At 71.9% G+C, this 21,838-nt stretch carries 17 protein-coding genes; 9 read left to right on the forward strand and 8 right to left on the reverse strand.

Annotated elements, in window-relative coordinates; translation table 11 throughout:
- The first annotated feature begins 19 nt into the window (after positions 1–19).
- Positions 20–274, forward strand: a complete 255-nt coding sequence (locus ACIP5O_RS07330; RefSeq protein WP_401289648.1) for a hypothetical protein — start codon at positions 20–22, stop codon at positions 272–274.
- A 288-nt stretch (positions 275–562) separates the two neighbouring features.
- Complete coding sequence (locus ACIP5O_RS07335; RefSeq protein ID WP_401289651.1) at positions 563–1,342, forward strand: hypothetical protein; 780 nt, start codon at positions 563–565, stop codon at positions 1,340–1,342.
- Between the two features lie 66 nt (positions 1,343–1,408).
- On the opposite strand, the gene ACIP5O_RS07340 is transcribed toward ACIP5O_RS07335, so the two are convergent.
- The 5 genes from ACIP5O_RS07340 to ACIP5O_RS07360 all read right to left on the reverse strand — a co-directional run bounded on the left by ACIP5O_RS07340 (position 1,409) and on the right by ACIP5O_RS07360 (position 9,828).
- Complete coding sequence (locus ACIP5O_RS07340; protein ID WP_401289654.1) at positions 1,409–2,971, reverse strand: sensor histidine kinase; 1,563 nt, start codon at positions 2,969–2,971, stop codon at positions 1,409–1,411.
- On the reverse strand, positions 2,964–3,620 hold the full coding sequence (locus ACIP5O_RS07345) for a response regulator (protein WP_401289656.1): 657 nt from the start codon (positions 3,618–3,620) through the stop codon (positions 2,964–2,966). The genes ACIP5O_RS07340 and ACIP5O_RS07345 overlap by 8 nt, the downstream gene beginning before the upstream one ends.
- A gap of 87 nt (positions 3,621–3,707) precedes the next feature.
- Positions 3,708–5,738: a M4 family metallopeptidase gene (locus tag ACIP5O_RS07350; RefSeq protein ID WP_401289659.1), complete on the reverse strand. Its 2,031-nt coding sequence runs from the start codon at positions 5,736–5,738 to the stop codon at positions 3,708–3,710.
- Between the two features lie 464 nt (positions 5,739–6,202).
- Entirely contained in the window at positions 6,203–8,041 is a 1,839-nt protein-coding gene (locus tag ACIP5O_RS07355) for an ABC transporter ATP-binding protein (protein WP_401289662.1), read from the reverse strand.
- The gene (locus tag ACIP5O_RS07360) at positions 8,038–9,828 is read right to left on the reverse strand and encodes an ABC transporter ATP-binding protein (protein WP_401289665.1); all 1,791 of its coding nucleotides are present in this window, start codon (positions 9,826–9,828) and stop codon (positions 8,038–8,040) included. Before ACIP5O_RS07360 ends, ACIP5O_RS07355 begins: the two co-directional genes overlap by 4 nt.
- A gap of 152 nt (positions 9,829–9,980) precedes the next feature.
- Here ACIP5O_RS07360 and ACIP5O_RS07365 point away from each other — a divergent pair, with 152 nt between their 5' ends.
- Together ACIP5O_RS07365 and ACIP5O_RS07370 are read left to right on the forward strand one after the other, a co-directional pair.
- Positions 9,981–10,331: a hypothetical protein gene (locus ACIP5O_RS07365; protein WP_401289667.1), complete on the forward strand. Its 351-nt coding sequence runs from the start codon at positions 9,981–9,983 to the stop codon at positions 10,329–10,331.
- Between the two features lie 93 nt (positions 10,332–10,424).
- Complete coding sequence (locus ACIP5O_RS07370; protein WP_401289670.1) at positions 10,425–11,663, forward strand: hypothetical protein; 1,239 nt, start codon at positions 10,425–10,427, stop codon at positions 11,661–11,663.
- Between the two features lie 22 nt (positions 11,664–11,685).
- Here the strand turns inward: ACIP5O_RS07370 and glgX are convergent, their stop codons facing one another.
- The gene (gene glgX / locus ACIP5O_RS07375) at positions 11,686–13,887 is read right to left on the reverse strand and encodes a glycogen debranching protein GlgX (protein ID WP_401289673.1); all 2,202 of its coding nucleotides are present in this window, start codon (positions 13,885–13,887) and stop codon (positions 11,686–11,688) included.
- A 164-nt stretch (positions 13,888–14,051) separates the two neighbouring features.
- On the opposite strand from glgX, the gene ACIP5O_RS07380 reads away from it, so the two are divergent.
- From ACIP5O_RS07380 to ACIP5O_RS07400, 5 genes are all read left to right on the forward strand, one after another.
- The gene (locus ACIP5O_RS07380) at positions 14,052–15,269 is read left to right on the forward strand and encodes an Ig-like domain-containing protein (protein WP_401289675.1); all 1,218 of its coding nucleotides are present in this window, start codon (positions 14,052–14,054) and stop codon (positions 15,267–15,269) included.
- Positions 15,270–15,495: 226 nt separating this feature from the next.
- Complete coding sequence (locus ACIP5O_RS07385; protein ID WP_401289677.1) at positions 15,496–16,749, forward strand: Ig-like domain-containing protein; 1,254 nt, start codon at positions 15,496–15,498, stop codon at positions 16,747–16,749.
- A gap of 84 nt (positions 16,750–16,833) precedes the next feature.
- Complete coding sequence (locus tag ACIP5O_RS07390) at positions 16,834–17,601, forward strand: enoyl-CoA hydratase/isomerase family protein (protein WP_401289679.1); 768 nt, start codon at positions 16,834–16,836, stop codon at positions 17,599–17,601.
- 135 nt (positions 17,602–17,736) lie between these two features.
- On the forward strand, positions 17,737–18,255 hold the full coding sequence (locus ACIP5O_RS07395; RefSeq protein WP_401289682.1) for an ATP-binding protein: 519 nt from the start codon (positions 17,737–17,739) through the stop codon (positions 18,253–18,255).
- A 468-nt stretch (positions 18,256–18,723) separates the two neighbouring features.
- Positions 18,724–18,939, forward strand: a complete 216-nt coding sequence (locus ACIP5O_RS07400; protein WP_015036303.1) for an EF-hand domain-containing protein — start codon at positions 18,724–18,726, stop codon at positions 18,937–18,939.
- A gap of 57 nt (positions 18,940–18,996) precedes the next feature.
- Here the strand turns inward: ACIP5O_RS07400 and ACIP5O_RS07405 are convergent, their stop codons facing one another.
- Both ACIP5O_RS07405 and glyA read right to left on the reverse strand, forming a co-directional pair.
- On the reverse strand, positions 18,997–20,367 hold the full coding sequence (locus tag ACIP5O_RS07405) for an L-serine ammonia-lyase (RefSeq protein WP_401289685.1): 1,371 nt from the start codon (positions 20,365–20,367) through the stop codon (positions 18,997–18,999).
- Between the two features lie 181 nt (positions 20,368–20,548).
- Positions 20,549–21,814 (reverse strand): serine hydroxymethyltransferase, encoded by a 1,266-nt coding sequence (glyA, locus tag ACIP5O_RS07410; protein WP_401289687.1) that lies wholly within the window; start codon positions 21,812–21,814, stop codon positions 20,549–20,551.
- Positions 21,815–21,838: the final 24 nt, after the last annotated feature.

Here is a 21,838-nt window from a genome sequence, read left to right on the forward strand (position 1 = left end):
GTATGACCAGGAGGTCCTTATGGCTGGTCAGCCTGTCGAGGCACACTTCACCGAAGACGTCACGCTTCCCGACGGCCGAAGGATTCGCGTCAGTGCCTACCCGGACGGAAGCATCCGCTTCCACGTGGACGGCCCGCCGTACGTTCTGACCGAGGCGTACCTCACCGGCGCCCCGGGGAAGGACCAGGCGATCATGAAGATCTCACCCGGAAAGCAGGGCAGCAGCGCCTCCCACAACTACGTGGAGTGGCTGGAGTCCAAGAAGCAGAGCTAGAGCCGGCCTTCCTCTCGTTGTCGGCCCTGCTTTCCGGAGCACTTCGGTGACAGGCCGAGTCGGACGGCTGGATCCTCAAGCCTGGTCACCGCTTCCCCGGGGCTGACCACGAGAGGCGTACATGTGCAAACCGCGTGGAAGCGTCAGCGGTCGCACGTAGAGTTGGAGCACGGCTCCTGGGGGTTCGTCGCGTTCGCCGGAGGGCTGCTTGTATGGGCGCCGGCTGAGTCGCATGAGCACGGGGGCCGAGGGTGTATACGCCCCGTATGCCTTGAGGGGGAGTGGTGAATGGTCAGCATCCGTGGCAGTTTTGAGTACCCTGACGGGCTGACGCCCGGTCAGTCGAAGGATGGTGGTCTCCACCAAAATCTCTATGATGACGAAGGATCTCTCGCCGGGCATGGCAGGTTCATTCCTGGCGATGAGGACTCGTCGACGGGGCCCTCATCGTACTTCTTCGTTGCGGACGAGTGTCACTGTGATTCGCATTCCAAAGCGGAAAAGCGATGGGAATTCGAGGAAATCGTCGAAGCTCTGGTCATCCTTATCAGGTTTGTGGAGTGGTCTGCGCCGCGCCTTAAGAGGTGGTGGAACGGTCAGGCTCTTCCGTTCGTGAAATCGGCGCGCGGTAGACTTTCCCGCGCCCGTAAGAGTGACGGCCCGGACGAAGCTGGCGAGTCGGTTACCTTGATCGATGCCGAGCCTTCGGGTAACTCGAAAGAAACGGGTGTCGTACTCGAAGAAGATCGAGTGAGCATGAGCGGCGAAGAGGCGTCGGCCCGCTTTGCCGCAGCCCTGCTGGCCAAGCTTTTCAGTGAGGAGCAGCTGAGGGTGCTGCGTCATGCCCGGATCGATGACGAGGGTGCCCTCCCGAGGTCGGGCGCAGTGGAAAAGCTTACGAATCAGCAGATCAGGGAAAATGTCAGGTCCGCGCTCGAAGCGAATCCTTCGTTGCTCACCAAGGAGTCCTTGGGTGAACTCGGCAAGTTTCTCGCGAGAATCCAGGCAGTCGGTCTGATGCGTTCCATCGGGAAGCGAGCAGATCGAGGAAGCGACTCGGCTGACTGATCCTCGTTCTTCTGGAGTCTGTCCAGGAGAAGGAAAGCCATATCACCACGGCTCGGGGCCTTCGCCTCAGGGCACCTCGGCCTTGTCGGTGAGGTGCCCGGACGTGAAGCACAGCCGGTACACCGGGAGGGCGGCGAGCAGCGTTGTGCGGTAGTACCGGCACTCGTCCGTGCCGGGCGGTTCGGCGGGGGCGTCGTGGGGCGGGCCGTCCAGGGGGCGGGCGGGCAGGGCGTCGGCGGCCTCCTCGGACGACTGGCCGATGCGCAGGCGGGCGTACTCCTCCGGTGTCAGGTGGGACCGGTGCTGGGTCCACAGGGCGACCCCGCCCATCAGCAGGGCGAGTGCGGTGAGGAGTGCCAGGGGGACCCAGATCGCCTGGGTGAGGCCCCGGCGCACCTCGCGGCGGGCCCGGTCCAGTTCCCGTGCGGAGGTGGGGGCCGCGGGTGGGGGCGGCGGGGCGTTGCGGGGCAGGACGGCCTCCAGGGCGAAGCCGCCGTCCGCCGTCGGCCCGTGCGTCAGTGAGCCGCCCGCGAGGCGGACCCGCTCGTCGAGGGCGACGAGGCCGGTGCCGCCGGAGGGGAGGGAAGCGGCCGTGGCTCCGGGGCCGTTGAGCACGTGGACCCGTACGGTTTCTTCGACCGGCTCCGGGGCGATCGTGACCTCGACCGGTGCGCCCGGTGCGTGCTTGGCCGCATTGGTCAGGGCCTCCTGGACGACCCGGTGCAGGGCGGGGCCCGTCATCCCCGGGAGGGGTGGCATCGGTGACGCGGTGAGCGTGACGGGCAGGCCCGACGCGCGGGCGCGGGCCACCAGCTCCTCCACCGTCTCGCCGGGCGGGGTCGTCGGCGCCGCCGCGCCGTCCTCGCGCAGGACGCCGATGACGTCCCGCAGCCGGGCCGTCGCGTCCGCTGCCGCGTGCCGCAGCTCGCCCGCCGCCCGCTGCTGGTCCGGGCCGAGCCCCGGATCCACCTCCAGGACGCCCGCGCGGACCGCGATCAGGGCCAGGTCGTGGCCGAGGGAGTCGTGCATGTCGCCCGCGATCCGGGACCGCTCCCGCAGCCGCTCCCGGTCCGCGACGGCCGCCTGCTCCCGCTCCATCCGGTCCGCCAGCTCCCAGCCGCTGCGCACCAGCCGGTCGTACTGGCGCGCGTAACGGCCGATCAGCCAGGGCGCCACGACCGCCAGGGCCAGCGCGAGCAGCAGCGTGAACCACTGGCCCAGGGACGTGCCCGTGACCGTGGTCAGGAGCAGTCCCGTCGCCGCGATCGCGGCGAACAGCCACAGCGCGCTCCCCGTCCATTCCTGCCGTCGTCCCGCCAGGCAGCCGAAGGCGACCAGGGCCGGGCCGTACGAGGGGGTGAACAGCTCCAGGGTGAGGGGCAGGCTCGCCGCGACCACGAGCGCGAGCGGCGCCAGCGGCCACCGCCGGCTCACCGCGACGCAGCCGCCGAGGACCGTCACGCCCAGGGCGACCTGGAGCCAGGAGCCGCCGTCGTTCGGGTCCGACCTCAACAGGACCGGGACGCAGAGGAGGAACCAGAGGGCCGCGTCGAAGACGTGCTGGCGGGCGGGCCGCCGGAGGTGCCGGTGGATGTGCCGACGGATGCGCCGTCGGGGGCGCTCACGCATCGGGGACCAGGCCCGCCTCGTACGCCAGGACCGCGAGCTGGACCCGGTTGCGCAGGCCGAGCCGGCCCAGGACCGCGCTCACGTGCGCCTTGACCGTGCCCTCGACGACGTACATGCGGTCGGCGATCTCCTGGTTCGAGAGCCCGGCGCCGAGGAGGGCCACCACCTCCCGCTCCCGGCCGGTCAGCGGCTCCAGGCGGGTCCGCGCCTCGGCGGCGCGGGTGAACCGCTCGCCGCCCAGCGTGTCGATGACCCGGCGGGCGACCGCCGGGGAGAGCGCGGCGCCGCCGGCGGCCACCGCCTTCACCCCGGCGATCAGTTCGCGCGGGTCCCCGGACTTCAGCAGGAAGCCGCCGACGCCCGAGCCGAGCGCCCGCGCGATGTGGGCGTCCTCGGAGAAGGTGGTGAGCATGACGACGGCCGCGCCCGGCACGGCCCCGCGCAGCTCCTCGGCGGCGGCGAGCCCGTCGAGCCGGGGCATCCTGATGTCGAGCAGGACGACGTCCGGCCGGTGCTCGCGGGCGAGCTCGACGGCCTCGTGCCCGTCGCCCGCCTCCGCCACCACCTCGATCCCGGGGTCGGTGGTGAGGATGGCCCGCACCCCGGCCCTGATCATCGTCTCGTCGTCGGCCAGCAGCACCCTGATCATGCGTTCCACCCTACGGAGGACGCACGGACGCCCCGGGGGCGTTGCCCCGGGGCGTCCGTCGCTTCGTTCCGGCCTTGCCCGTGAGGGTTACGGGAAGGTCAGCTTGAAGGCGTTGATGTAGCCGGTGTCGGCCGAGGCCTTGTCCTGGACGCGGAGCTTCCAGGCGCCGTTGGCGACCTCGGAGGAGGCGTTGACGGTGAAGGTCTGGACGATGTTGTCGGCGCTGCCGCCGGAGCGGTTGCTCAGGCTGTAGACCGAGCCGTCGGGGGCGACGAGGTCGACCACGAGGTCACCGCGGTAGGTGTGGACGATGTCCACGCCGACCGAGAGGTTGCTCGGGGCGTTGCCGGTGACGCCGGTGACGTTGACCGTCGAGGTGACCGCGGCGCCGTTGTCCGGGACGGACACGTCGGCGGTGTTCTCGAAGACCTTGCCGGTGGGCGGGTTGCCGCCACCGGGACGGGCGCCGACGTTGATCGCGGCCCAGGCGTTCTCGACGGCCGTCACCTCGGGGCTGGTGGCGCCGTAGAGCGCCTTGGCCACGTCGACCGTGCCCGTGCGGGCGGCGGCGTAGTTGGTGTTCGAGCCGAACTTGGTGGTGAGCGCCTTGAACCAGATCAGCGCCGCCTTGTCCCGGCCGATGCCCGTGACGGGCAGGCCGTCCGAGGTCGGCGAGTCGTAGTTCACGCCGTTGATCGTCTTGGTGCCGCTGCCCTCAGAGAGCAGGTAGAACCAGTGGTTCGCCGGGCCCGAGGAGTAGTGGACGTCGACCGAGCCGATGCCCGAGTACCAGGCGTCCTTGGACGAGCCGTCCTTGCTCGGCTTGTCCATGTAGCGCAGCGGGGTGCCGTTGCCGCGGATGTCGATCTTCTCGCCGACGAGGTAGTCGCCCTGGTCGGACGCGTTGTTGGCGTAGAACTCGACGGCCGCCGCGAAGATGTCCGAGGTGGCCTCGTTGAGGCCGCCGGACTCGCCGCTGTAGACCAGGCCGGCGGTGTTGGAGGTGACGCCGTGCGTCATCTCGTGCGCGGCCACGTCGATGGAGGTCAGCGGCTTGGTGTTGCCCGCGCCGTCGCCGTACGTCATGCAGAAGCAGGAGTCCTGCCAGAAGGCGTTGACATACGCGTTGCCGTAGTGGACCCGGGAGTACGCGCCGACGCCGTCACCGCGGATGCCGGTGCGGCCGTGCACGTTCTTGTAGTAGTCCCAGGTGAGCGCGGCGCCGTAGTGCGCGTCGGCGCCCGCGGTCTCCTTGTTGGACGGGCTGCCGTTGCCCCACACGTCGGTGGTGTTGGTGAACAGCGTTCCCGTGCCGGAGCTGCCGCCGTTGAGGTTGTACGTCTTGTGGTTGCCGCGGCCGGTGTCCGTCAGCGAGTACGAGGGCGCGGTGCCGAGCGTCACCTGGCCGCTGTACTGCGTGTTGCCGGTGCCGGTCTCGATGGCCTGCCACTCGTAGAGCTTCGCGCCCGACTTGGCGTCGGTGACGACGTGCAGCTCGTTCGGGGTGCCGTCGTGCTGGAGGCCGCCGACGACGGTCTCGTACGCGAGGACGGGGGTGCCCCCGGCGAGCCAGACCACCTTGCGCGGGGCGCGGCTCGCGGCGGCCTTGTCGGAGCCGTCCGCCCGGGCGAGGCCGACGGCCTGCTTCTCGGCGGCCGCCGGGGCGACCTCGGCGGTCGTGTCGACGTTCTTCAGCTCCGTGCGGACCGCCTTGGTGACGCCCTGCCGGACGCCGGCCTTGGACTCCTCGACGACCAGGTCGCCGCCGAGCACGGGCAGACCGGCGTAGGTCCGCTCGTAGCGGGTGTGGGTCGTGCCGTCGCGGTCCTGGACGACGTCGCGGACGACCAGCTTCTCCTGGGCGCCGAGGCCGAGGGACTTGGCCGTGGCGGCCTTGTCGGCGTCGGCCGCCTTGATCAGCGCGGTGCGCTGGGCGGGGGTGAGGTCGGCCGGGAGCTTGCCCGGGTTCGCCGACGTGCCCTGCTGGGCCTTGGGCGCGACGCCGAACGGGGTGTCCGCCGCGGTGGCGGCGCCCGTCTGGACGCTCACGGCGATCATGGCGGCGGCGGCTATCAGGGCACCGGTCGCGGTGGCGCGACGGCTGGGCGTGGATCTCACGCGGACTCCTTTTGCGAGGGGGGTACCGGCGGGCTTGGGTGAGTCCGTCGGGCAGAGCAAGGAGAGCGGTTGAGCACGTTCGTCGGTCTCCGGACTTTCGTTCGGAGAGCCGGGGAGAGAGTGACAGGGATGACGGGGACCTGTCATGAGTGCAGATGTAAGTTGGCCAGAAATCGTCCGCTGCTGGTACGGGCGCGTTCGTTAAGCGGACGTTTCGTGAACTGTGGGGTGGGCGTCGGGTGGTGTTCGGCCGGAGGCGCGTTTTCGCCTGTGGGAGTTGGGCGGTGGGGCGGACTCCGGTTTTTCGGGGGCGTGGGGGCCGGTCCGGGGGTCGCGTTCGGGACTGCATGATTTACGGCGCATGCGGGTCCCGGCGGAGTGACCGGTTCCTGTGCGCCCCACATCACGCTTGACGTCCCGAACGCGGCCCCCTCCACGGCCCCCACTCACGGCCGCAGTCTTCCTCAGCCCACCAGGCTGTCCCGCCACGCCCGGTGCAGGCCCGCGTAGCGGCCGTCTCCCGTCACCAGGGTCGACGGGGGGCCGTCCTCGACGATCCGGCCCGACTCCATCACCAGGACCCGGTCCGCCACCTCGACCGTCGACAGGCGGTGGGCGACGATCACCGCCGTACGGCCCTTCAGGACCGTGTCCATGGCCTGCTGGACCGCCCGTTCGCCGGGTACGTCGAGCGAGCTCGTCGCCTCGTCCAGGATCAGGACCGCCGGGTCCGCCAGGAGGGCGCGGGCGAAGGCGACCAGTTGGCGCTGGCCCGCCGAGATCCGGCCGCCGCGCTTGCGCACGTCCGTGTCGTAGCCGTCCGGGAGGCCCGCGATGAAGTCGTGGGCCCCGATGGCCTTCGCCGCCTCCTCGATCTCGGCGCGGGTCGCGTCCGGGCGGCCGATCGCGATGTTCTCCGCCACCGTGCCCGAGAAGAGGAACGCCTCCTGGGTGACCATGACGATTCCGCGTCGGAGGTCGGGGGTCGTCAACCGTCTGAGATCGACGCCGTCGAGGAGGACCCGGCCCTCCGTCGGGTCGTAGAAGCGGGCCAGGAGTTTCGCCAGGGTCGACTTTCCCGCGCCGGTGGCGCCCACCACCGCCACCGTCTGGCCGGCCGGGATCCTCAGGTCGAAGGCGGGCAGGACCTCGCCTCCCGTGCGGTACGCGAACCGCACGGCGTCGAAGACCACCTCCCGGCCCGGAGCGCCCTCGCGGCGGGGGAGCTCCCGGGGCGTCGTCGTCTCCGGGACGCCCGGTTCCTGGGCCAGGAGGCCCGCGATCTTGGCGAGGGACGCCGCCGCCGACTCGTACGAGTTGAGGAACATGCCCAGGCGGTCGATCGGGTCGTACAGCCGCCGCATGTAGAGGACGGCCGCCGCCAGGACGCCCAGTTCCAGGGAGCCCTCCGCCACTCGGTACGCGCCCCAGAGGCACATTCCGGCCACCGCCGTGTTCGCCACCAGGCGCGAGCCCACGACGTAGCGGGCCATTTCGAGGAGCGCGTCGCCGTTGCTTCGTTCGTGGCGGTGGTTGAGCGCGGAGAACTCCGCGTCGTTGGTCTGTTCGCGGCGGAACGCGCGGACGGGCCTGATGCCGTTCATCGTCTCCGCGAACTTCACGATCACGCCCGCGATCGCGGTGGAGCGCTCGCCGTACACCCGGCCCGCCCGGCGACGGTAGAGCTGCACCAGGAGGTAGAGGGGGACGAAGGACGCCGTCGCCACCGCGCCGATGCCCGGGTCCAGCCAGAGCAGGACCAGGGTGATCGAGACGAAGGAGAGGACCACGCCGATCAGCTCCTGGAGGCCCTCCGAGAGCAGTTCGCGCAGGGACTCCACGTCCGTGGTGGAGCGGGAGATCAGCCGGCCCGAGGTGTAGCGCTCGTGGAAGTCGACGCTGAGCAGTTGTGCGTGGCGGAAGATCCGGCCGCGCAGGTCGAGCAGGACGTCCTGGTTGATCCGGGCCGCTCCCCGGACGAAGGCGTACTGGAGGAGGCCCGAGAGGGCCGCGCAGAGGAGGTAGCCGAGGCCCACGGCGACCACCGGGCCGTGGTCGCCCGCGCGGAAGGCCGGGACGCCGCGGTCGATGGCGTACGCCACGAGCAGCGGGCCCGCCTGGACCGCGGCCTCCTTGACCAGGAGGACGAGCACCGCGACCGCGACCCGCACGCGGTGCGCGGACAGGAGGGAGCGGAGCAGGGCGCCCGTCGCCCCCGGGGGAGCGGGCAGGTCGTCGCGGTCGAAGGGGTCCGGCTCGTCCGGCGCGGGGGCGGTCGGTTTCGTGAGCGTGGTGTCCGTCATCGCCGTTCCTTCTCGCCCGACATCAGCCAGGCGTACTCCTCGTTGCTCCGCAGCAGTTCCTGGTGGGTGCCCACGGCAGCGATCCGCCCCCCGGACAGCAGCGCGACCCGGTCGGCCAGCATCACCGTCGACGGGCGGTGCGCCACCACCAGGGCCGTCGTCTCCCGCAGCACCTCCCGCAGGGCCGCCTCCACCCGGGCCTCCGTGTGCACGTCGAGGGCCGAGAGGGGGTCGTCCAGGACCAGGAAGCGGGGGCGGCCGACCACCGCGCGGGCCAGGGCGAGCCGCTGCCGCTGGCCGCCCGACAGGCTCAGGCCCTGCTCGCCGACCCGGGTCGCGGCGGCTTCGGGCAGCCGGTCCACGAAGCCGTCCGCCTGGGCCACGGCGAGGGCGCGCCGCAGCTCCGGCTCGCCCGCCGCGTCGTCGGCCCCCATCAGGACGTTCTCGCCGACGGAGGCGGAGAACAGGGTGGGTTCCTCGAAGGCCACCGACACCAGGGAGCGCAGGCGGCCGCGCTCCATCCGCGCGATGTCCTCGCCGTCGAGGAGGATCCGGCCGTGCGTCGTCTCGTGCAGGCGCGGTACGAGGGCGGTGAGCGTCGTCTTCCCGGAACCCGTGCCGCCGACCAGGGCCAGCGTCTCGCCGGGGCGGACGTGCAGGTCGACGCCGTCCAGGACCGGCGGGGCGTCCTCGGGAGCGTCCGGGTAGCGGAAGGTGACGTTCTCGAAGCGGATCCCGTCCGGGCCGCCGGTCCGCGGCGCCTCCGGGGCGGCGGCCGTGTCCGGCTCCTCCTCGGCGTCCATCACCTCGAAGTACCGCTCCGTCGCCGTCGCCGCCTCCTGGCTCATCGCAAGCAGGAAGCCGATCGACTCCACCGGCCAGCGCAGCGCGAGCGCCGTCGACAGGAACGCGACGAGCGTGCCCGCCGACAGGTCCCCGTCCGCGACCTGCACCGTGCCGAGGACGAGCGCCGCCCCGATGGCCAGTTCCGGTACGACCGTGATGACCGCCCAGATCATGGCGAGCAGCCGGGCCTTGGCCAGCTCCGTGCCCCGCAGCCGCTCGGAGAGCTCGCGGAAGGCCCGCGCCTGGCTGCGGTGCCGGCCGAAGCCCTTGACGATCCGGATGCCGAGGACGCTCTCCTCCACGACCGTCGTCAGGTCGCCCACCTGGTCCTGGGCCCTGCGCGCCACCCGGCCGTACCGGCCCTCGAAGAGCGAGCAGACGAGCACGAGCGGCAGCACCGGGGTCAGCAGCACCAGGCCGAGGGACCAGTCCTGGGAGAGCAGCAGCACGTACCCGGCGAGGATCGTCACGCCGTTGACCAGGAGGAAGGTCAGCGGGAAGGCGAGGAACATCCGGACCAGCATCAGGTCCGTCGTCCCGCGCGACAGGAGCTGGCCCGACGCCCACCGGTCGTGGAAGGCGATCGGCAGCCGCTGGAGCCTGCCGTACAGGTCCGAGCGCATCCGCGCCTCCACCCCGGCGAGCGGCCGCGCCACCAGCCAGCGCCGGAAGCCGAAGAGCACCGCCTCCGCGATCCCGAGCAGCAGCAGGTACAGCGCGCCGAGCCACACGCCCCCGGGGTCCCGGTCCGCGACGGGCCCGTCCACCAGCCACTTCAGGACGAGGGGGATGACGAGCGACAGACAGGAGGCGACTATCGCGACGAGGGCAGCCGTGAACAGCCGCCCCCGCACGGGACGTACGTACGGCCACAGACGGAACAGGACGCGCACCGCCGACCGGTCGGGGGCGCTTGCTGGGGGCACGGGGTTCTCGGGCATCAGGTCCGACCTTACGGTTCGCCACTGACACCGTTCACCCGGTTTTCCGGCAGTCTTCCCGGACCGCCTCCGGCAGTCTTCCCGGACCGCCTCCGGCCGCCTTCCCGGGCCGCGCCGACCGCGCCGTCGTCCTCCCCCGGCGCCTGAAGGAAGTGGCCCCCGACTCCGCCGGAGCCGACCGGCTCGCCGCCGCCGAGCGCTGGGCCCGCCGGGGCCACTGGGAGGACCTGCGGATGGCCGCCGTCCGGGGGAGGCTCGCCGCCGGGCGGACGCAGGAGCAGGCCCGGGCCCTCGACGACGGCGCCGCAGCCGTCCGCGCCGCCGACCCCACCGACCGCGCGACGGCCGTGCGGGCCGCGACCGCCGTCCGCGCCCCCGCCGCCCCGCCCGCCGGCACCACCCTCTCCGCCCACGGGGCCGAGACCCTCGCCCTCGTCGCCCCGGGCACCGCCGACCGCGCCCTCGCCGCCGGGTACGACCGGAGGATCCTGGGCCGCTCCTGAGCGCCCGGGGCCGGGAAAACCCGTCGCCCACCGGCCGGTACCGGCCCGTAGGATCCCTCCCCTGCACATCGATTCAGGGGTGGGAAGAACGACATGGGACTCTCCGGGAGATTCCGTACGGCGGCCGTCGCGCTGCCGCTGCTGCTCGCGGCCGTCGGCTGCCAGACGGCCGGCACGGGGGAGGAGCCGGCCGCGAAGACGGCTTCGCCGACCGGGAAGCCGGTCTTCGAGGAGCGGCTCTCCGACCAGCTCGGCGCCGCCTCACGGGCCACCGCCGCGAGCGGTTCCGCCCGCTTCACCGCCACCCTCACCTACGGCTCGGCCGGGGGCACCGCCGTGGAGCGGGTCACCGGTGTCCTCGACTACGCGCGGGACACCGCCCGCGTCGAGCGCTCCGTGGACGTGCCGCGCGGCTTCCCGGAAGCGGCGGCGGCGGCCCTCGGCCGCGCGCCCGGGGACCGGGCCCGCGAGGTCTACGCCGTGGAGAAGAACGACATCTCCTACCGGACCTCCCGGGGCACCTGGCTGCGCTACGACGCCTCCGGCTCCCTGGAGTTCGCCGACAGGGTCGGCGACTTCATGGAGTACGCGGGCGAGGCGGCCCCCTGGGGACGCACCCTCGCCGAGGTCGTGCGCCACGCCGACCCCGAGCGGCAGCCCGCTTCCACTCCGGACGGCGGACGCCGGTACGAGGTCGACGTCGACGTCCGGAGCGCGGCGGAGGCGCTGCCGCACTCCGTGGCGTACGCGTTCGTCGGCGGGAAGCCGACCGGTGACGTCCCGTTGACCGTGGTCCTCGACGAGGACGGGCGGCTGCTGCGGGCGGAGGCCGACTACCGGGCGGCCCTGGGCGTCCTCCGCGGACAGGGCCTCCTCGAGGGGGTCACCTCGCTGCGCGCCGAGTACGTCCTGACCGGACACGGCGGACAGGAGGTCCCGCCGGTGCCCGCAGGGGAGCCCGTCGAGGACGCCGAGCGGACCACCGTCACCCTGTCCGCCCTGAAGGCCGGCGCCTGCGCCTCCCACGACACCGGTCTGGGCCACCTGGCCCTGGTCCGCCCCGTCCCCTGCGGCAAGGACGCGGACCTGCGGGTCTTCGGCCAGGAGCGGATCGACGAGACCGTCAAGGGCCGGAGCCCGGAGGGCTTCGGCGACCGGCTCGCGTCCGAGCGGTGCGGGAAGGCGTACCGGGCGGCGCCCGCCGCCTGGACCTCCGGCGGACGGCCCTCCGGCGAGTACGGGGTGGCGGGGAACGAGAACCTCACCTTCACCTACGTCGGCCCCGACGCCACCGTCACCGGCGACTTCACCTGCTACGTCGGGCTCCGCTGACCTCCCGCGCCCCGTCCCGGCCTCACCTGGACACCCGCAGTAGCACCACCGACCGGGCCCCCACCGGGAGCACCTCGCCGCCCCGGTGGACCGTGCCCGGCGGTCCCGACTGGTCCTCGCGGGCGGTGTCCACGACCAGTTCGTACGTCTCCGCCCACGGCGGGCCCGGCAGCCGGAAGTCCAGCGGGCGGTGGTCGGCGTGCAGGACGGCGAGGAAGCTGTCGTCGGTGATCCGCTCGCCCCGCGCGTCCCGGCCCGGGATGTCCCGGCCCGACAGGAAGAGGCCGAGCGTCCCCGTCCGCGCGTACCAGTCGCCCTCCGTCATCTCCGTCCCCCCGGCGGTGAACCAGGCCAGGTCCCGCAGCCCGTCCGCGCGCTGCGGCCGACCGGAGAAGAAGGCCCGGCGGCGCAGCACCGGATGCCGGTGGCGCAGGGCGAGCAGCCGCCGGGACAGGGCGAGGAGCTGGGCCCGCCCGGGGTCCTCCGGCAGCGACCAGTCGAGCCAGCCGATCTCGTTGTCCTGGCAGTACGCGTTGTTGTTGCCGCCCTGGGTGCGGCCCATCTCGTCGCCGGAGACCAGCATCGGCACCCCGGTCGACAGGAGCAGGGTGGTGAGCAGGTTGCGCTGCTGGCGCAGCCGCAGCGCCCCGGTCTCCGGGTCGTCGGTCTCGCCCTCCGCGCCGCAGTTCCAGGAGCGGTTGTCGTGGGTGCCGTCCCGGTTCCCCTCGCCGTTGGCCTCGTTGTGCTTCCGCTCGTACGTGACGAGGTCCCGCAGCGTGAAGCCGTCGTGGGCGGTGACGAAGTTGACCGAGGCGTACGGCCGGCGCCCGCCCCAGGCGTACAGGTCGCTGGAGCCGGACAGCCGGTAGCCGAGGTCCCGCACGTCCGGCAGCGCCCCGCGCCAGAAGTCCCGCACCGCGTCCCGGTAGCGGTCGTTCCACTCGGTCCACAGCGGCGGGAAGGCCCCCACCTGGTAGCCGCCGTTGCCCACGTCCCAGGGCTCCGCGATCAGCTTCACCCGGCGCAGGACCGGGTCCTGGGCGATGACCGCGAGGAAGGGGGAGAGCATGTCGACGTCGTGGAAGGAGCGGGCGAGGGCCGCCGCCAGGTCGAAGCGGAAGCCGTCCACTCCCATCTCGGTCACCCAGTAGCGCAGGCTGTCGGTGATGAGCCGCAGCACCTGCGGCTGCACCACGTGCAGGGTGTTGCCGCAGCCCGTGTAGTCGGCGTACCGGCGGGCGTCGGACTGGAGCCGGTAGTAGCCCCGGTTGTCGATGCCCTTCAGGGAGAGGGTCGGGCCCAGCTCGCCCGCCTCCGCCGTGTGGTTGTAGACCACGTCGAGGATGACCTCGATCCCGGCCGCGTGCAGCGCCCGCACCATCTTCTTGAACTCGCCGACCTGCTGCCCGGCCGTCCCCGAGGAGGAGTAGCCGGCGTGCGGCGCGAAGTAGCCGACGGAGTTGTACCCCCAGTAGTTGCGCAGGCCCCGCCGCAGCAGGTGGTCCTCGTGCGCGAACTGGTGCACCGGCAGCAGCTCCACCGCCGTCACCCCGAGCCGTACGAGGTGGTCGACCGCCGCCGGGTGCGCGAGCCCCGCGTACGTGCCGCGCAGGTGCTCGGGGATGCCCGGGTGCAGCTTGGTGAAGCCCTTGACGTGCACCTCGTAGATGACCGAGTCCTGCCAGGGCGTCTTGGGCCTGCGGTCGTCGGACCAGTCGTCGTCGTCGTGGACGACGACCCCCTTCGGGACGTGCGGGGCGGAGTCCCGCTCGTCGCGGACGGTGTCGGCCACGTGCTGCTGCGGCCAGTCCCGCACGTGCCCGTACACCTCGGGCGGGAGGGAGAACTCGCCGTCGACGGCCCGCGCGTACGGGTCGAGGAGCAGCTTCGCCGGGTTCCACCGGGCGCCCGTCCACGGGTCCCAGCGGCCGTGCACCCGGTAGCCGTACCGCTGCCCCGGGCCGATCCCGGGCACGAAGCCGTGCCAGATCTCGTGGGTCAGCTCGGTCAGCGGCAGCCGTGCCTCCGTCCCGTCCTCGTCGAACAGGCACAGCTCGACGGCCTCCGCCCCGCCCGCCCACAGGGCGAAGTTGGTGCCCGCGACCCCGCCGGGCCCGACCCGGCAGCGGGCGCCGAGGGGCGTCGGCGCCCCCGGCCACACGGGCGGTCCCGCCCGCTCCAGGGCACGCTGCTGTACCGCCTCCTGCTCGGCTGCGCTCGCCACCGTCCGGCCTCCCGCGGCTCCGTCGGGCCCGCGCCCGGGGACCGGTGGCGTCCCTGCCACCGGTCCCCGGGCGTGGTTCTCCTCCTGTTCTTCCCGTACGGCCGTGCTCCCAACATGACCCGCACGCACGTTTCCCCTGGAGGGTGGCCGTCGTTGGGCCGGGCGTGAGATCTGTATGGAAGCGGGCGGGACGCGCCCTCGCGGTGGCGGGACTGGTGGCGGGCCTCGCGGGCTGCACCGGAACGGACGGCGGCAGGGGCTTCGACCTCTCCCCGCCGGGCAAGGGACGGGGCCCCGGCGACGTCATCCGGGTCACCCCGGAGGACGGCAGCCGCGCGGTCCCGACCGGGCAGGCGGTCGAGGTGGGAGTGGACGGCGGCCGGCTCGAACGGGTGACCGTCGCCCGGATCGAGGACGGCCGGCGGACCGAGGTCGCCGGGGAGGTCTCCGCCGACGGGCTGCGCTGGCGGCCCCTGGCCCCGGGCCGGCTCGCACCGGCCGCCAAGTACAGCGTGGACGCCGTCGCCCTCGACGCGCACGGGCGCCGCTCGGCCCGCCACACCGCCTTCACCACCGTGGTGCCCGAGTCCCGCTTCATCGGCTACTTCAAACCGGAGAACCGCTCCACGGTCGGCACCGGCATGATCGTCTCCTTCTCCTTCAACCGCCCCGTCGAGAACCGGTCCGCGGTCGAGCGCGCCGTCCGGATCACCTCCGACCCGCCGGTCGAGGTCGTCGGCCACTGGTTCGGCAAGGAGCGGCTCGACTTCCGCCCCGAGCGGTACTGGGCCGCCGGCACCCGGGTCACCGTCGACATCGGCCTGCGGGACGTCGAGGGGGCGCCCGGCGTGTACGGGATCCAGCGCAAGAGGGTCGGCTTCACCGTCGGCCGCTCCCAGGTCTCCGTCGTGGACGCCGCCGCGCACACCATGGAGGTCCGCAGGGACGGCGAGGTCCTGGCCACCCTGCCGGTCACCGCGGGAGCGCCGAAGACCACCACGTACAACGGGAAGATGGTCGTCACCGAGCTGTACGACGTGACGCGGATGAACGGCGCCACGGTCGGCTTCGGCGGCGAGTACGACATCGAGGACGTGCCGCACGCGATGCGGCTCACCGAGTCCGGGACCTTCCTGCACGGCAACTACTGGGCCCCGTCCGAGACCTTCGGCACCGCCAACGTCAGCCACGGCTGCGTGGGGCTCCGGGACGAGAAGGGCGGCAGCGAGCGCTCGCCCGCCGGCTGGTTCTTCGACCGGACCCTGATCGGCGACGTGGTGGAGGTGGTCAACTCCCGGGACCGGAAGGTCGCTCCGGACAACGGGCTCGGAGGCTGGAACACGGACTGGAAGAGCTGGAAGGCCGGGTCCGCCCTCCGCTGACCCCGCCGCTCCCGGCCGTCCGGCCCCGTCGCCCCCCGTCGCTCCTGTCGTCCCCCGCCACCCCCGCCGCTTCCGTCGTCCTAGCACGTCGATCGGGACGGAACGGTGACATGTACGAGGATCTTTCGTGTCCTGCGGTGTGATTATCTAGCGCCGTGTGCGCGAGTGAATGCGCACGGGGGTGGGGCCGCGGCGGTGCCGGGCCGTGCGAGGGGAGACGACCAGAGTGAACGGGCAGCCGATATCGGGGGCATCGGTAGGGACCACGGGACGGGGCCGGCGACGCGGGGGCGTCCGGTTCCAGGCCCTGGCGGCGGGGGCGCTGCTCCTGGTGCTCACCGCCTGCGGCGGCGGGGGCTCCGCCGACGGCGCGAAGGGCCCCGAGGCCCAGGGCGGTGCCAAGCAGGAGAACGCGGCCTCCCAGGCCGTCGTGACGATCCTTCCGAAGGACGGCGCCGACTCGGTCGCCACCAGCGGCGCCCTCAAGGTGACCGCCCAGCAGGGCAAGCTGACCACGGTCACGGTCGCCGACTCCAAGGGCACCGCGGTCGAGGGCGAGATCGCGGCGGACGGCGCGAGCTGGCAGCCGACCGCCCACCTGGCCGGGGGCACCCGGTACAAGGTCCACGCCGTCGCGAAGGACGCCGCGGGCCGCGAGTCGGCGAAGGACACCACCTTCACCACCCTGGTCCCGAAGAACACCTTCATCGGCCACTACACGCCGGAGGACGGCTCGACCGTCGGCGTCGGCATGCCGGTCTCCATCAACTTCACCCGGGGCATCACCGACCCCGAGGCCGTCGAGAAGGCCATCAAGGTGACGGCCGTGCCGTCCGTCCCGATCGAGGGCCACTGGTTCGGCAACGACCGCCTGGACTTCCGCCCCGAGCAGTACTGGGCCGCCGGCACCAAGGTGACGGTCCACCTCAACCTGGACGGCGTCGAGGGCCGCCCCGGCGTCTACGGCAAGCAGAAGAAGACCGTCACCTTCACCATCGGCCGCCGCCAGGTCTCCACCGTCGACGCCAGCGCGAAGACCATGAAGGTCGAGCGCGACGGGAAGACCGTCAAGACGCTGCCGATCACCGCGGGCGCGCCGTCCACGACCACGTACAACGGTCAGATGGTCATCAGCGAGAAGTACGAGGTGACCCGGATGAACGGCGCCACGGTCGGCTTCGGCGGCGAGTACGACATCAAGGACGTGCCGCACGCGATGCGCCTGTCCCAGTCGGGCACCTTCGTGCACGGCAACTACTGGGCCTCGGCGAGCACCTTCGGCTCGGAGAACGTCAGCCACGGCTGCGTCGGCCTCCGGGACGCCCGGGGCGCGGGGGACGGCTCGACCCCGGCCGCCTGGTTCTACGACAGCTCGATCATCGGTGACGTGGTCGTCGTGAAGAACTCCAAGGACAAGCAGATCAAGCCGGAGAACGGCCTCAACGGCTGGAACATGCCGTGGTCGGAGTGGATCGCCTAGGCGCTCCGAGGCTTTTCGGCGGGACCCGGTGCTGTGAGCAACAGCACCGGGTCCCGCCGCGTTAACGACCTCTAACCTTCTCCCATGACCGTGAACCTCGAAGTCACCGACGGCGTCGGAACGATCCGCCTCGACCGCCCCCCGATGAACGCCCTGGACGTCGCCACCCAGGACCGGCTGCGCGAGCTCGCGCAGGAGACGACCGACCGCGACGACGTGCGGGCCGTGGTCCTCTACGGCGGCGAGAAGGTGTTCGCGGCCGGCGCGGACATCAAGGAGATGCAGGTCATGGACCACGTGGCCATGGTCAAGCGCTCGCGCGCCCTCCAGGACGCCTTCACCGCCGTCGCCCGCATCCCCAAGCCGGTCGTCGCCGCCGTCACCGGCTACGCCCTCGGCGGCGGCTGCGAGCTGGCGCTCTGCGCCGACTTCCGGATCGCCGCCGACGACGCCAAGCTCGGCCAGCCCGAGATCCTGCTCGGCCTGATCCCGGGCGCGGGCGGCACTCAGCGCCTCTCCCGCCTCGTCGGCCCCTCCAAGGCCAAGGACCTCGTCTTCACCGGCCGGATGGTGAAGGCGGACGAGGCCCTCTCCCTCGGTCTGGTCGACCGGGTCGTCCCGGCCGCCGAGGTGTACGAGCGGGCGCACGCGTGGGCCGCGAAGCTGGCGCAGGGTCCCGCCGTCGCCCTGCGGGCCGCGAAGGAGGCGATCGACCAGGGCCTGGAGACCGACATCGACACCGGCCTGGCCATCGAGCGCACCTGGTTCGCCGCTCTGTTCGCCACCGAGGACCGCGAGCGCGGGATGCGCAGCTTCGTCGAGGAGGGCCCCGGGAAGGCGAAATTCGGCTGAGCTGACCGAAAGGGAGCCGTCGGGTGTCGGCCAGGTGTCCGTAAGGCACCTGCCCGGAGCCCGTAAGGCACCTCTCCGGGGCCCGTAGGGGGCCGTTTCCCGCGGAACGGCCCCCGCGGTCCGCCCCGTGCGGCCATGATGGGGGGCATGGCGGGCCTGGAGGGCAGAGAACAACCACGGCAGCGCGCGAGCGCCGCCGCAGGGCGGTGGTCATTGGCCGCGGACGACGAACAGGCCGCCGAAGCAGTGGAGTTGTACGGCAACCCGGCCGAGGACGACGTGCGGTTGCCGTCCCGTCCCGAGTCCGCGTGGGTGGCCCGCAGACTCACGCAGCACGTCGTGATGCGCCAGTGGGCGCTGGGGCCGCAGATCGCCGAGCACGCGGTCCTCCTGGTCTCGGAGCTGGTGGGGAACGCCGTCCGGCACACCGGCGCCCGGGTCTTCGCGCTGCGGCTGCAGCGGCGCCGGGGGTGGATCCGGATCGAGGTGCGCGACCCCTCGCGCGGGCTGCCCTGTCTGATGCCGGTGCACGAGCTGGACACGAGCGGCCGGGGGCTCTTCCTGGTCGACAAGCTGGCGGACCGCTGGGGCGTGGACCTGGCGCCGCGCGGCAAGACCACCTGGTTCGAGATGCGGGTCGCGGACCGCGCCTGAACCCCTCGGCGGTCCGTCCCCGAACGCACGGAAGCCCCCGTGCGCCGTGGTGGGGCGTGCTGGGGGCTTCCGTGTGATGCGCCGTGGACGGGGGGGTGTATCCACGGCCGCCGTGTCGACCTGGCCCGGGTCAATGGGGGTCGTGTCATCGACTATGTCAGAGAAGTGCCGCATCACCAAAAGTTCCTAGCGGGGCAAAACGGAACAAACGCTGACATTCTAATTGTGAATCGTTGGTGACATGCGGCACCTGCCTTGTAAATAGTGAATGACTATGCGGTTCGTTGTTTGTTTCCCGGGGTTGTCCGCATGCTGGATGGTCGACGGGGGTGCGCGAACACCCCCGAATCGCCTCGACCGCCACCGACGGACCCCGACGCCCCCTTCCGCCGGGACCACCCGCACCCGGCCGGGCCGGGGCGGCTAATCTGACCCCCGTCAGACAAGCACCATGAAGGGGCGGAAACAGTGGCGGACATCGAGTCGGCACGCACGGCATTCAACCGGTACGACGTGGACGGGGACGGCTTCATCACCGCCGCGGAGTACAAGAGCGTGATGGCCCAGCTGGGCGACTTCAACGTCACCGAGACGGTCGCCGAGGCGCTCATCAAGCAGCGCGACGACAACGGCGACGGCCGGCTGTCGTGGGACGAGTTCTGGTCGCACCTCAGCAAGGCCTGACCCGCCCGCCCGGACGGGCCGCGCGACCGTGGTCGCCGCCCGTCCGGGGCCAGGGGCTCAGCACTCGATGATGTTCACCGCGAGGCCGCCCCGCGCCGTCTCCTTGTACTTCACGCTCATGTCGGCACCCGTCTCCTTCATGGTCTTGATGACCTTGTCGAGGGAGACCAGGTGGCTGCCGTCGCCGCGCATCGACATCTTCGCGGCCGTGACGGCCTTGACCGCCGCCATGCCGTTGCGCTCGATGCAGGGGATCTGGACCAGGCCGCCGACCGGGTCGCAGGTCAGGCCCAGGTTGTGCTCCATGCCGATCTCCGCGGCGTTCTCCACCTGCTCCGGGGAGCCGCCCAGGACCTCGGCGAGGGCGCCGGCCGCCATCGAGCAGGCCGAGCCGACCTCGCCCTGGCAGCCGACCTCGGCGCCGGAGATCGAGGCGTTCTCCTTGAAGAGCATGCCGACCGCGCCGGCCGCGAGGAGGAAGCGGACCACACCGTCCTCGTCCGCGCCGGGGACGAAGTTCATGTAGTAGTGCAGGACGGCGGGGATGATGCCGGCCGCGCCGTTCGTCGGGGCCGTGACCACCCGGCCGCCCGCCGCGTTCTCCTCGTTCACCGCCATCGCGTACAGGGTGATCCACTCCATCGAGTGGGCCTCGGGGTTGCCCTCGGAGCGCAGCTTGCGGGCCGAGTTCGCCGCGCGGCGGCGGACCTTCAGGCCGCCGGGCAGGATGCCCTCGCGGGACATGCCGCGCGAGACGCAGGACTGCATGACCCGCCAGATCTCCAGGAGGCCCGCGCGGATCTCGTCCTCGGTGCGCCAGGCCTTCTCGTTCTCCAGCATCATCGCGGAGATCGACAGGCCGGTCTCCTTCGCGAGGCGGAGCAGCTCGTCGCCGGTGCGGAAGGGGTACTTCAGGACCGTGTCGTCCGGCACGATCGGGTTCTCGCCCGCCACGGCGTCCTCGTCGACGACGAAGCCGCCGCCCACCGAGTAGTACGTCTTCTCCAGGACGAGCCCGCCCTCCGCGTCGTACGCGAAGACCGTCATGCCGTTGGCGTGGTACGGGAGCGCCTTGCGCCGGTGCAGTATCAGGTCGGCGTCGAAGTCGAAGGGGATCTCGTGGGCGCCGAGCAGGTTGATCCGGCCGCTCGCCTTGATCCGCTCGAACTCCTCGTCCGCGTGCTCCACGTCGACCGTGCGGGGCGAGTTCCCCTCCAGGCCGAGCAGGACGGCCTTGGGGGTGCCGTGGCCGTGGCCGGTGGCGCCGAGGGAGCCGTACAGCTCCGCCCGCACCTTCGCGGTGTGGGCCAGCAGGCCCTCGTTCTTCAGTCGGCGGGCGAACATCCGGGCCGCGCGCATGGGGCCCACCGTGTGGGAGCTCGACGGACCGATGCCGATCGAGAACAGGTCGAAGACCGAGATGGCCACGGGATGACTCCTTGTGGGGGGCTGGACGTCGTTGTCTGCCGGGGTGGTGCAGAGAGCGCGTGGGGGCGGGGGACACGGGTCGGGGCACCGCGCCCGTTGTTCCAGTGTGCGCGGTGCCCCGGAAGTCCGTACGAACAAAAGCGTACGAAATTACTACGGTGTCACTATTACTGCGGTGTCACTACAGGCCGGGGTACAGCGGGTGCTTGTCCGCGAGGGCGGTCACCCGGGCCTTGAGGGCCTCGGCCTTGTCGGCGTCGAAGCCCGGCTTGAGGGTCTCGGCGATGACGTCCGCGACCTCGCGGAAGTCCTCGGCCCCGAAACCGCGGGTCGCGAGCGCCGGCGTGCCGATGCGCAGGCCGGAGGTGACCATCGGGGGACGCGGGTCGTTCGGGACCGCGTTCCGGTTGACCGTGATGCCGACCTCGTGGAGGCGGTCCTCGGCCTGCTGGCCGTCCAGCTCCGAGTCGCGCAGGTCGACCAGGAGCAGGTGCACGTCCGTGCCGCCGGACAGGACCGAGACGCCGTGGGCCGTGACGTCGTCCTGGACCAGGCGCTCGGCGATGATCCGGGCGCCCTCCAGGGTGCGCTCCTGGCGCTCCTTGAACTCCTCCGAGGCCGCGACCTTGAAGGAGACGGCCTTGGCCGCGATCACGTGCTCCAGGGGGCCGCCCTGGAAGCCCGGGAAGACGGAGGAGTTCAGCTTCTTGGCGAACTCCTTCTTCGCCAGGATGATGCCGCCGCGCGGGCCGCCGAGCGTCTTGTGCGTGGTGGAGGTCACCACGTCCGCGTGCTCCACCGGGTTCGGGTGCAGACCGGCGGCGACCAGGCCCGCGAAGTGGGCCATGTCGACCCACAGGTAGGCGCCGACCTCGTCCGCGATCCGGCGGAACTCCGCGAAGTCCAGCTGGCGCGGGTACGCCGACCAGCCCGCGATGATCACCTTCGGGCGGTGCTCCTTGGCGAGGCTCTCGACCTCGGCCATGTCGACCAGACCGGCCCCGTCCACGTGGTACGCGACCACGTCGAACTGCTTGCCGGAGAAGTTCAGGCGCATGCCGTGGGTGAGGTGGCCGCCGTGCGCCAGGTCCAGGCCCAGGATCGTGTCGCCCGGCTGGGCGATCGCGAAGAGGGCGGCCTGGTTCGCGGAGGCGCCGGAGTGCGGCTGGACGTTGGCGTACTCGGCGCCGAACAGGTCCTTGATCCGGTCGATCGCGATCTGCTCGGCCACGTCGACGTGCTCGCAGCCGCCGTAGTAGCGGCGGCCCGGGTAGCCCTCGGCGTACTTGTTGGTGAGGACGGAGCCCTGGGCCTCCATGACCGCGACCGGAGCGAAGTTCTCCGAGGCGATCATCTCGAGGGTGGACTGCTGACGGCGGAGCTCGGCGTCGACGGCGGCGGCGACGTCGGGGTCCAGCTCGTGGAGGGGAGTGTTCAGAAGCGACATGAATCGATCCCTAGGGGTCTCGGG

The organism is Streptomyces sp. NPDC088915, assembly GCF_044749825.1.
Lineage (GTDB): Bacteria > Actinomycetota > Actinomycetes > Streptomycetales > Streptomycetaceae > Streptomyces.

What these genes read in the sequence shown, in the direction of transcription:
- glyA (WP_401289687.1), bottom strand. Translation starts at nt 21,814, where the DNA reads ATGTCGCTTCTGAACACTCCCCTCCACGAGCTGGACCCCGACGTCGCC.
- ACIP5O_RS07390 (WP_401289679.1), top strand. Translation starts at nt 16,834, where the DNA reads ATGACCGTGAACCTCGAAGTCACCGACGGCGTCGGAACGATCCGCCTC.
- ACIP5O_RS07355 (WP_401289662.1), bottom strand. Translation starts at nt 8,041, where the DNA reads ATGACGGACACCACGCTCACGAAACCGACCGCCCCCGCGCCGGACGAG.
- ACIP5O_RS07340 (WP_401289654.1), bottom strand. Translation starts at nt 2,971, where the DNA reads ATGCGTGAGCGCCCCCGACGGCGCATCCGTCGGCACATCCACCGGCAC.
- ACIP5O_RS07360 (WP_401289665.1), bottom strand. Translation starts at nt 9,828, where the DNA reads ATGCCCGAGAACCCCGTGCCCCCAGCAAGCGCCCCCGACCGGTCGGCG.
- ACIP5O_RS07345 (WP_401289656.1), bottom strand. Translation starts at nt 3,620, where the DNA reads ATGATCAGGGTGCTGCTGGCCGACGACGAGACGATGATCAGGGCCGGG.
- ACIP5O_RS07395 (WP_401289682.1), top strand. Translation starts at nt 17,737, where the DNA reads ATGATGGGGGGCATGGCGGGCCTGGAGGGCAGAGAACAACCACGGCAG.
- ACIP5O_RS07330 (WP_401289648.1), top strand. Translation starts at nt 20, where the DNA reads ATGGCTGGTCAGCCTGTCGAGGCACACTTCACCGAAGACGTCACGCTT.
- ACIP5O_RS07335 (WP_401289651.1), top strand. Translation starts at nt 563, where the DNA reads ATGGTCAGCATCCGTGGCAGTTTTGAGTACCCTGACGGGCTGACGCCC.
- ACIP5O_RS07370 (WP_401289670.1), top strand. Translation starts at nt 10,425, where the DNA reads ATGGGACTCTCCGGGAGATTCCGTACGGCGGCCGTCGCGCTGCCGCTG.